Below are 7,848 nucleotides of genomic sequence, written 5' to 3' on the forward strand. Positions count from 1 at the left end.
CGGCAGAGCCGGGGAGGAGCGCCGAGCGCTTCCGCTCGTCCCTCTCCCACTTCTTCTCTACATTCGTCCTCATGAACCCCGCCCGCCCTCTCATGGTTTGTACCAGCAGTCGCACCTATCCCGTCCAGATCGGCACCGGCCTTCTGGAAGAGTTGGGTCCCCGGCTCTCCGCCAGCCACCCGTTGAGCTCGCGCATCGCCCTCGTCGCCGACGCCGCACTGCGCGCCTACGCGGAGACGGCGCAGGCTTCGCTCGCCAAGGCGGGTTTTGACTCCGTCATCCTCTGGGTTCCTCCGGGAGAAGAGTCCAAGAGCCTCTCTCAGCTCGGTCTCCTCTTAGAGAAGCTGGCCGAGAACCGGATCGACCGGAAGGGCACTCTGATCGCCTTGGGCGGAGGAGTCGTCGGCGATCTCGCCGGCTTCGCTGCTTCGATCTTTCTCCGCGGGATCGCTCTCTTCCATCTTCCAACGACTCTCCTGGCCATGGTCGACAGCTCGGTCGGAGGAAAGACGGGCATCAACCTTCCGCAAGGGAAAAATCTCGTCGGAACCTTCTATCAACCCTGGGGGATCTTCGCGGATCTCAAGACCCTTTCCACGCTCCCGGCACGCGAGATCCGCGCAGGCTTGGCCGAAGTGATCAAATACGGCATGATCGCCGATCCCACGCTTCTCTCGATCCTGGACCAGGACACGCTCGATTGGCAGGCGATCGTCCGGAGGTCCGTGGAGATCAAGGCGGCGGTCGTGGCGGAAGACGAGCGGGAGACCCGAGGACGCCGTGCCGTCTTGAACTTCGGGCACACGGCAGGCCACGCCCTCGAAGCCGCTCTCAGCTACCGGACGCTCGTCCACGGAGAAGCCGTCGCCTTGGGCATGCGGGTGGCCGCCTTTCTCTCTCATCGCCTCTGCGGGCTTCCCGAATCGGCGATTGCACTCCTCGACCGGCTGCTTGTCCGGCACGGTCTTCCCCAGACCGTTGAAGGGGTTTCCCGCGCGCGCGTTCGGGAGGCGCTTCTGGTGGACAAAAAACGGGAAGAGGGGGCCAATCGCTGGGTCCTGCTCCGTGCCCTGGGCGATCCCATCGTCGCCGAAGTCCGCGAGGAAGAGATCGAGCGGGCTCTCGCCCTTATCCTCGGTAGGACGGCATGACTGCCCAGGAAGCCGCAGTCCTCCTCCATCTGCTTCCGGGGATCGGCTCGGCGCGGGCGCGCCGGCTCCGCGAGGCGTTCGGTTCGGCGGAAGCCGTCTTCGCTGCCGAAGAAGCCGCACTCTCCTCTCTTCCTGGGATCGGACCAGGGCTCGTATCGGAAATCCGCCGTGCCGATTCCGCTTCCGCCCGAAAGGAGATCTCCCGCTGCCAGGAGTTGGGGATCGAACTTCTCTTTCTTGGGGAGCGGGGCTACCCGGAAGCTCTCGCCGAACTCCCCGATCCACCCCTTCTGCTCTATCTCCGCGGCAAGCGTCCGGATCCCTGGTTGCGCGGCGTGGCGGTTGTCGGGTCACGCCGAACGAGCGTCTACGGCATCGAGACGGCCCGCCGCCTCTCCTTCCAGCTCGCCTATGCCGGCATTCCGGTGATTTCGGGCCTGGCACGCGGCATCGATACCGCTGCTCACATGGGCGCTCTCGCCGCCCAAGGCTCCACCTGGGCGGTCCTCGGTTGCGGAATCGACCAGATGTATCCGCCGGAAAACGAGCCGCTCGCCGAGCGGATTACAGGCACCGGCTGCCTCTTGAGCGAATTCCCCCTCGGTACGGCCCCGGCGCGCCACACCTTCCCGCAGCGCAACCGCATCATCAGCGGCCTCTCCTCGGGAGTGCTCGTGATCGAGGCGCCGACCTCCAGCGGCGCGCTTTTGACCGCACAGTGCGCCCTCGAACAGGGTCGACAGGTTTTTGCCGTTCCGGGACGGATCGACAACCCCCTGGCCGCCGGCTCCAACCGACTCATCCAGCAAGGAGCCAAGCTGGTCATGGAAGCCGGCGACATCACCTCGGAGCTTGCGCTCTGGCTTCCCGCTGCTCCCGTGGTCCGGGAGCGGCCGCTCCCCCCTACCCTTACACAAGAGGAGCGTGCGGTTTTTGCCGCTCTTGCGCTCGACGAGAGCCTCTTCGACGTGATCGTTGCGAGAACAGGGTTGCCATCGCCGACCGTCTCTTCTACGTTGCTGCGACTTGAAATGAAGCAGCTCGTTCGGCGGCTTCCAGGCAACGCCTTCGTGCGCGTCGCCTAGCGGGGCGGCGGGAACATGTGGGCGCGCTGGGAAAAAGGGCTGCGAAACCAGAGCGCACGGTTCGGAAATTCATGGGCAAGACTCTCATCATCGCGGAAAAGCCGAGCGTTGCCGCGGATATCGCCTCAGCGATCGGCGGTTTTCCCCACGGTCGCCACGACGTCTATGAAAACGATCGCTATCTCATCTCTTCAGCGATCGGCCACTTAGTCGAGCTCTGCCGACCGGGCGAGATGGACGAAAAACACAAGGGGTGGTCCCTCGAACATCTCCCCATCCTCCCTTCCTCCTTTCGGCTGCGACCGATCAACCAGACCAAGCAACGACTCGACCTGCTGCTCCGACTGCTCCGGAGAGCCGACGTCGAACGGTTGATCAACGCTTGCGACGCGGGAAGAGAAGGCGAACTCATCTTCCGCTATCTGATCGACTACGCAAATGTGCAGAAGCCGATCGACCGCCTCTGGCTCCAATCGATGACCCCGGAGGCGATCCGCCAGGCCTTGATCCATCTTCGGCCACAGGCGGAAATGGAGCCGCTGGCGCAAGCGGCTCTTTGCCGCTCCGAGAGCGATTGGCTCATCGGAATCAACGGCACCCGAGCGCTGACCGCCCTCCACTCGAGACCCGGCGGCTTTGCGCTCACGCCGGTGGGAAGGGTGCAGACGCCCACCCTGGCGGTCGTCGTGAAGCGCGATCGGGAGATCCAGGATTTCCGTCCCCGGAACTATTGGGAGGTCCATGGGACCTTTCAAGCTTCCTCCGGCTCCTACACCGGCCGCTGGTTCGATCCCGCGATCGGCGCCGGAAAGAGGCCCGAGGCCCCGGAAGAGCGTCCGGAGCGGATCTGGGAGGAGGCAAAAGCCCGGGCGATCCGGGAAAAGTGCTTCGGGAAGTCCGGACCCGTCTCCGAAGAACGGAAGGTCCTCCTCCAAGCCCCGCCGGCCTTCTTCGATCTCACCTCCCTCCAGCGGGAGGCCAACGGACGGTTCGGCTTCAGCGCCAAGCGGACTCTGCAGATCAGCCAGGCTCTCTACGAGACCCACAAGGCCCTCACCTATCCGAGAACCGACTCCCGCCATCTTCCCGAAGACTACCAGCCGACCGTTCGCACCGTGATCGAGAAGCTCGTTTCCCTGTGGAATGGGGCGGCCCGAGCGATTCTCGAAAACGGCTGGATCCGTCCCAACAAGCGGATCTTCGACAACGCCAAGGTCTCCGACCACTTTGCAATCATCCCCACGGGGACCTTGCCGGGCGGCCTCGATCCTGCGGAGCGCCGGATCTACGATCTGGTCTGCAAGCGCTTCCTGGCCGCCTTTTATCCGTCCGCGCGCTTCGAGGCGGTCAGCCGCATCACGACGATCGAACACGAGCAATTCCGCACCGAGGGGAAGATCCTCCGCGATCCGGGATGGCTTGCCGTCTATGGGAGAGAAGCTGCCGCGGAGGCGGGCGGTGAAGGAGAGGCGAACCTTGCTCCTCTGCCGGATGGAGCGACGGCCCGAGCCGAAGCGGTGGAGGTCGTAGGGCTCTCGACCAAGCCGCCTCCCCATTTCACGGAGGCGACTCTTCTCTCGGCGATGGAAAACGCGGGCAAGCTCGTCGAGGAGGAGCAGCTCCGCGAAGCCATGGCCAAAAAAGGCTTGGGGACACCTGCGACCCGGGCGGCCATCATCGAAGGGCTCGTCCAGGAAGAATATCTTCACCGGCAGGCGCGCGAACTCCTCGCCACTCCGAAGGCCTTTGCTCTCTTCGATCTCTTGCAGGCCGCAGGGATTCCCGTCCTCTCCTCTCCCGAGATGACCGGCGACTGGGAGTGGAAACTCCAGCAGATCGAGCGCGGCTCGTTCACCCGGCCCCGTTTCATGGAGGAGATCTCTCGATTGACCCACCAGATCGTAGACGATGCGCGCCGATTCGGCTCGGCCGACGCCTATGCCAAGCCCATGGACGTCAAAAGCCCCGTCGACGGCTCTCCCCTTGTGGAGACCCTCTATGATTACCGCTCCGCCTCCGGCTTTCGGATCAATAAGTTCCTGGCCGGCCGACTTCTCACGCGCGAGGAGGTGTCGGCGCTCGTCCAGCAAGGCGAGATCGGGCCTCTTTCGGGCTTCCGCAGCCGATCCGGCCAGCCCTTCTCGGCCCGGCTCAAGCTCGGACCCGAAGGAAAGATCACCTTCGTCTTTCCCGAAAGCGGCTCCGAAGGCGAGTCCCGCCAGATCGTGAACGAAGAGTCTCTCGGCTCTTGCCCGGTAGACGGCGGCGCGGTCTACGAGACGGCGACCGCCTACGCCTGCGAGCATGCCCTGAAAGAGACCCCAAGCTGCTCCTTCCGCATCGGCAAACAGATCCTCAGCCGAGAGATTTCCCGCGAGGAGATCGCTCAGTTGCTCCGCGAGCGAAAGACCGGCCTCCTCCCGGGCTTCCTCTCTCGAAAGACCAAGCGACGCTTCTCGGCCTTCCTGGAACTTAAGGAAGGCGGGAAGATCGGCTTTGCCTTCGAGAAGCGCACCCCCGCTTCCCCATCTGCAAAGGGGGCCTCCCGCCGTCCGCCTAAGGGCACCGGCAAAACGTCCGCGAAGGCCACGAAAGGCCTCGGGAAACAATCCTCCTCCCGGGGGCGCAAGAAGAAGAACTAGCCTGGCTGTCTCCCAAGCGTTCTCCTGCGGTTTGCCCAAACACTCCCCGGTAAAGCGGATCTCGCTTGTCATCGGCTCTGTCCTTTTGCATGATGAGTTGCGCTCGCTGCCCGGCCGGCGCATCCACAACAACCCTTGCTTAGGAGAATTCCGCCGCACATGAACCCGCTCTCCGCCGAAAGACTGGAAAAGCTCAACGCCTATTGGCGCGCAACTAACTACCTGGCCGCAGCGCAATTCTACCTCAAGGAGAATCCTCTTCTCCAGGCACCGCTCCGCCCCGAGCATCTCAAGCCCCGCATCCGCGGCCATTGGGGCTCAGCTCCGGGACTCAATTTGATCTACGTCCATCTCAATCGGCTGATCCAGGACACGAACGCCCGGTTCCTCTTCCTCGCCGGCCCGGGCCACTGCGCCTCGGCCATCCTGGCCAACGTCTACTTGGAGGGGACCTATTCCGAATTTTTCCCCGAGATACCCCAGAACCTCGAGGGGCTCACCCGGTTTTGCCGGCAGTTCTCCTCGCCGGGAGGCGTCCCGAGCCACGTTTCGGCGATGACGCCGGGTTCGATCCACGAAGGGGGGGAGCTCGGCTATTCTCTGCTCCATTCATTCGGAGCGGTATTCGACCACCCCGAGTTGATCGCGGTCGCCGTCGTGAGCGACGGCGAGGCGGAGACCGGCCCGCTCTCCGGAAGCTGGCAGTCGATCAACTTCCTCAATCCCAAGCGGGACGGGGCGGTGCTGCCGATCCTCCATCTCAACGACGGCAAGCTCTCCGGCCCCACGGTGTTCGGCAGGATGGAGGATGAAGAGTTGCGCATGCTCTTTTCGGGCTTCGGCTACCAGGTGCTGACGGTCGCCGGATCCGATCCCGCCAAGGTTCACCCTGAGTTGGCGCAAGCCCTCGACCAGGCCTACGAGCAGATCCGCGCCTTCCAACGGGAGGCTCAGGAAAACGGCGTGAAGGGACGCCCGCGCTGGCCTCTGATTCTGCTGCGCACCCCGGACGGCTGGACCGGCCCGAAGGAAGTGGACGGCGTTGCCCTGGAGGGGACCTACCGGGCCCATCGCTCGCCCTTGATGGATGCGCGCGAAAATCCCGAGCATCTCCGGCTCCTCGAAAGCTGGCTCCGCAGCTACAAGCCCGAAGAGCTCTTCGAGGAGAATGGCTGTCTTCGCGCGGACCTCGAAGCGCTGGCCCCGAAAGGCGATCTCCGTATGGGAGCGAGTCCCTACGCCAACGGCGGAAAGCTTCTGGTCGAGCTCGATCTGCCCGATTTCGCCAACTATGCCGTTTCGATCAAGCCGCGCGGGACGGTGAACTCGGAAGCCACGCGGGTAGCGGGCAATTTGGTCCGCGACGTCATGCGACGCAATCCGAACAACTTCCGTGTCTTCTGCCCGGATGAGACCGATTCGAACCGACTGGGGGCCGTCTTCGAAGTGACCGACCGCTGCTTGGTTTCCAAGATCCTGCCCGGAGACGACCATGTCTCTCCCGACGGAAGGGTGATGGAAATCCTAAGCGAGCATGCCTGCGAGGGTTGGCTCGAAGGATACCTCTGGACCGGGAGACACGGCCTTCTGGTCTCCTATGAAGCCTTCGCCACCGTGCTCGATTCGATGGCGAGCCAGCACGCCAAATGGCTCAAGCTCTACAAGGAGATTCCCTGGCGCCACCCCGTCTCCTCCCTCAACTACCTGCTTACCTCCCATGTCTGGCGGCAGGAGTACGACGGATATACCCACCAGGGGCCGGGATTCATCGACACCCTGATCAACAAGAAGGGAGGCGTCGTTCGGATCTATCTTCCGCCCGACACGAATACGCTCCTCTCGACCCTCGACCACTGCCTGCGCAGCCGACACTACGTCAACCTGATCATTGCCGAGAAGCAGCCCGCTCTTCAATGGTTGAGTCTGGAGGAGGCCCGGGAACACTGCGGCCGCGGCGCCTCTGTCTGGGCGTGGGCGGGGAACGACGGGGGGGAACCCGATGTCGTCCTCGGATGCGCCGGCGACGTCCCGACCCTGGAAGCGATCGCGGCTGCCTGGCTGCTTCAGACGCACATCCCCGATCTGCGGGTGCGGGTCGTAAATGTGGTCGATCTGATGGTCATGTCCCCTCCCGCCTACCACCCTCATGGGATGGATCCCCAGGATTTCGTCAATCTCTTCACCGAGGACAAAGAGGTGATCTTCGCCTTTCACGGCTATCCGCGGATGGTCCACGACCTCGTGCATGGGCGACCCAATCCGGCGCGCTTTCACGTGCGGGGCTATCGCGAAGAGGGAACAACCACCACTTCCTTCGACATGGTCGTCCTCAACGGGATGAGCCGTTATCACCTAGCCATCGAGGCGCTTCGCCGCGTCCCCCGTCTGGCCTCCCGCGTCCAGCCGGTCATCGATCTCTTCGAACAGAAGCTCGCCGAGCACAGCATCTACGTGAAGAGCCATCTCGACGACCTTCCCGAGATTCAAAACTGGACGTGGAGCGCGCCCCATCCGGCAGCCGGAAGTCAGGCGTAAAGAGGGATTGCGGGCGGCCCCCAGGCTGTGTCTGTGCCAATAGGGTCTTTCATAGGATCCTATTGGCACAGGCCCTCCGCCCGAGCCCTTTCCTCCTCAGATAGGCAGCCATCGCCCCGACCGTCTGCGCGCTCTTGCCCAGCGGGTCGACGTCGGCTACAGTGAGGTTCGAATCCTGACCAGTGGCGACATGGTCCGGGCGCTCGCTGTCACCTCCCTCTCCTCACCCGGCGCAGCAAGAAAGCTGCTTCAGATCCTTCTGGAAGGTCTGCGCCGCCGGCTTCGGACCGATCCACTCGTTCTTTTGAATTCGGATTGGATTGGGCAACCAAGCTTCCGTACTTATGTGCGGAGTATAGCCGCCATTTTTCACAAGCTTTCTCCTGCAGCTTGCAAAATAGGCTCGTCTGCTTCGTTGGGCTTGGTTTTCCATCC

General features: G+C 63.4%; 5 protein-coding genes. 4 read left to right on the top strand and 1 reads right to left on the bottom strand.

Annotation, left to right across the window (positions count from 1 at the left end; genetic code table 11):
* From aroB to MAMT_RS11180, 4 genes are all read left to right on the top strand, one after another.
* Positions 1-1,151: 3-dehydroquinate synthase (gene aroB / locus MAMT_RS11165; protein ID WP_342799838.1), on the top strand; the 1,151-nt coding region annotated here is incomplete at its 5' end.
* Positions 1,148-2,236 (top strand): DNA-processing protein DprA, encoded by a 1,089-nt coding sequence (gene dprA / locus MAMT_RS11170; protein ID WP_142661102.1) that lies wholly within the window; start codon positions 1,148-1,150, stop codon positions 2,234-2,236. The genes aroB and dprA, both read left to right, overlap by 4 nt.
* Before the next feature lie 71 nt (positions 2,237-2,307).
* Positions 2,308-4,878: a DNA topoisomerase III gene (locus tag MAMT_RS11175; protein ID WP_142661103.1), complete on the top strand. Its 2,571-nt coding sequence runs from the start codon at positions 2,308-2,310 to the stop codon at positions 4,876-4,878.
* A gap of 159 nt (positions 4,879-5,037) precedes the next feature.
* Entirely contained in the window at positions 5,038-7,413 is a 2,376-nt protein-coding gene (locus MAMT_RS11180; protein ID WP_142661104.1) for a phosphoketolase family protein, read from the top strand.
* Between the two features lie 223 nt (positions 7,414-7,636).
* Here the strand turns inward: MAMT_RS11180 and MAMT_RS11570 are convergent.
* Positions 7,637-7,848, bottom strand: a 212-nt coding sequence (locus MAMT_RS11570) for a hypothetical protein (RefSeq protein WP_281289125.1), incomplete at its 5' end; no start/stop codon positions are given.

Origin of the sequence: Methylacidimicrobium tartarophylax (assembly GCF_902143375.2) — a bacterium.
In the GTDB taxonomy this organism is placed as follows: Bacteria; Verrucomicrobiota; Verrucomicrobiia; order Methylacidiphilales; family Methylacidiphilaceae; genus Methylacidimicrobium; species Methylacidimicrobium tartarophylax.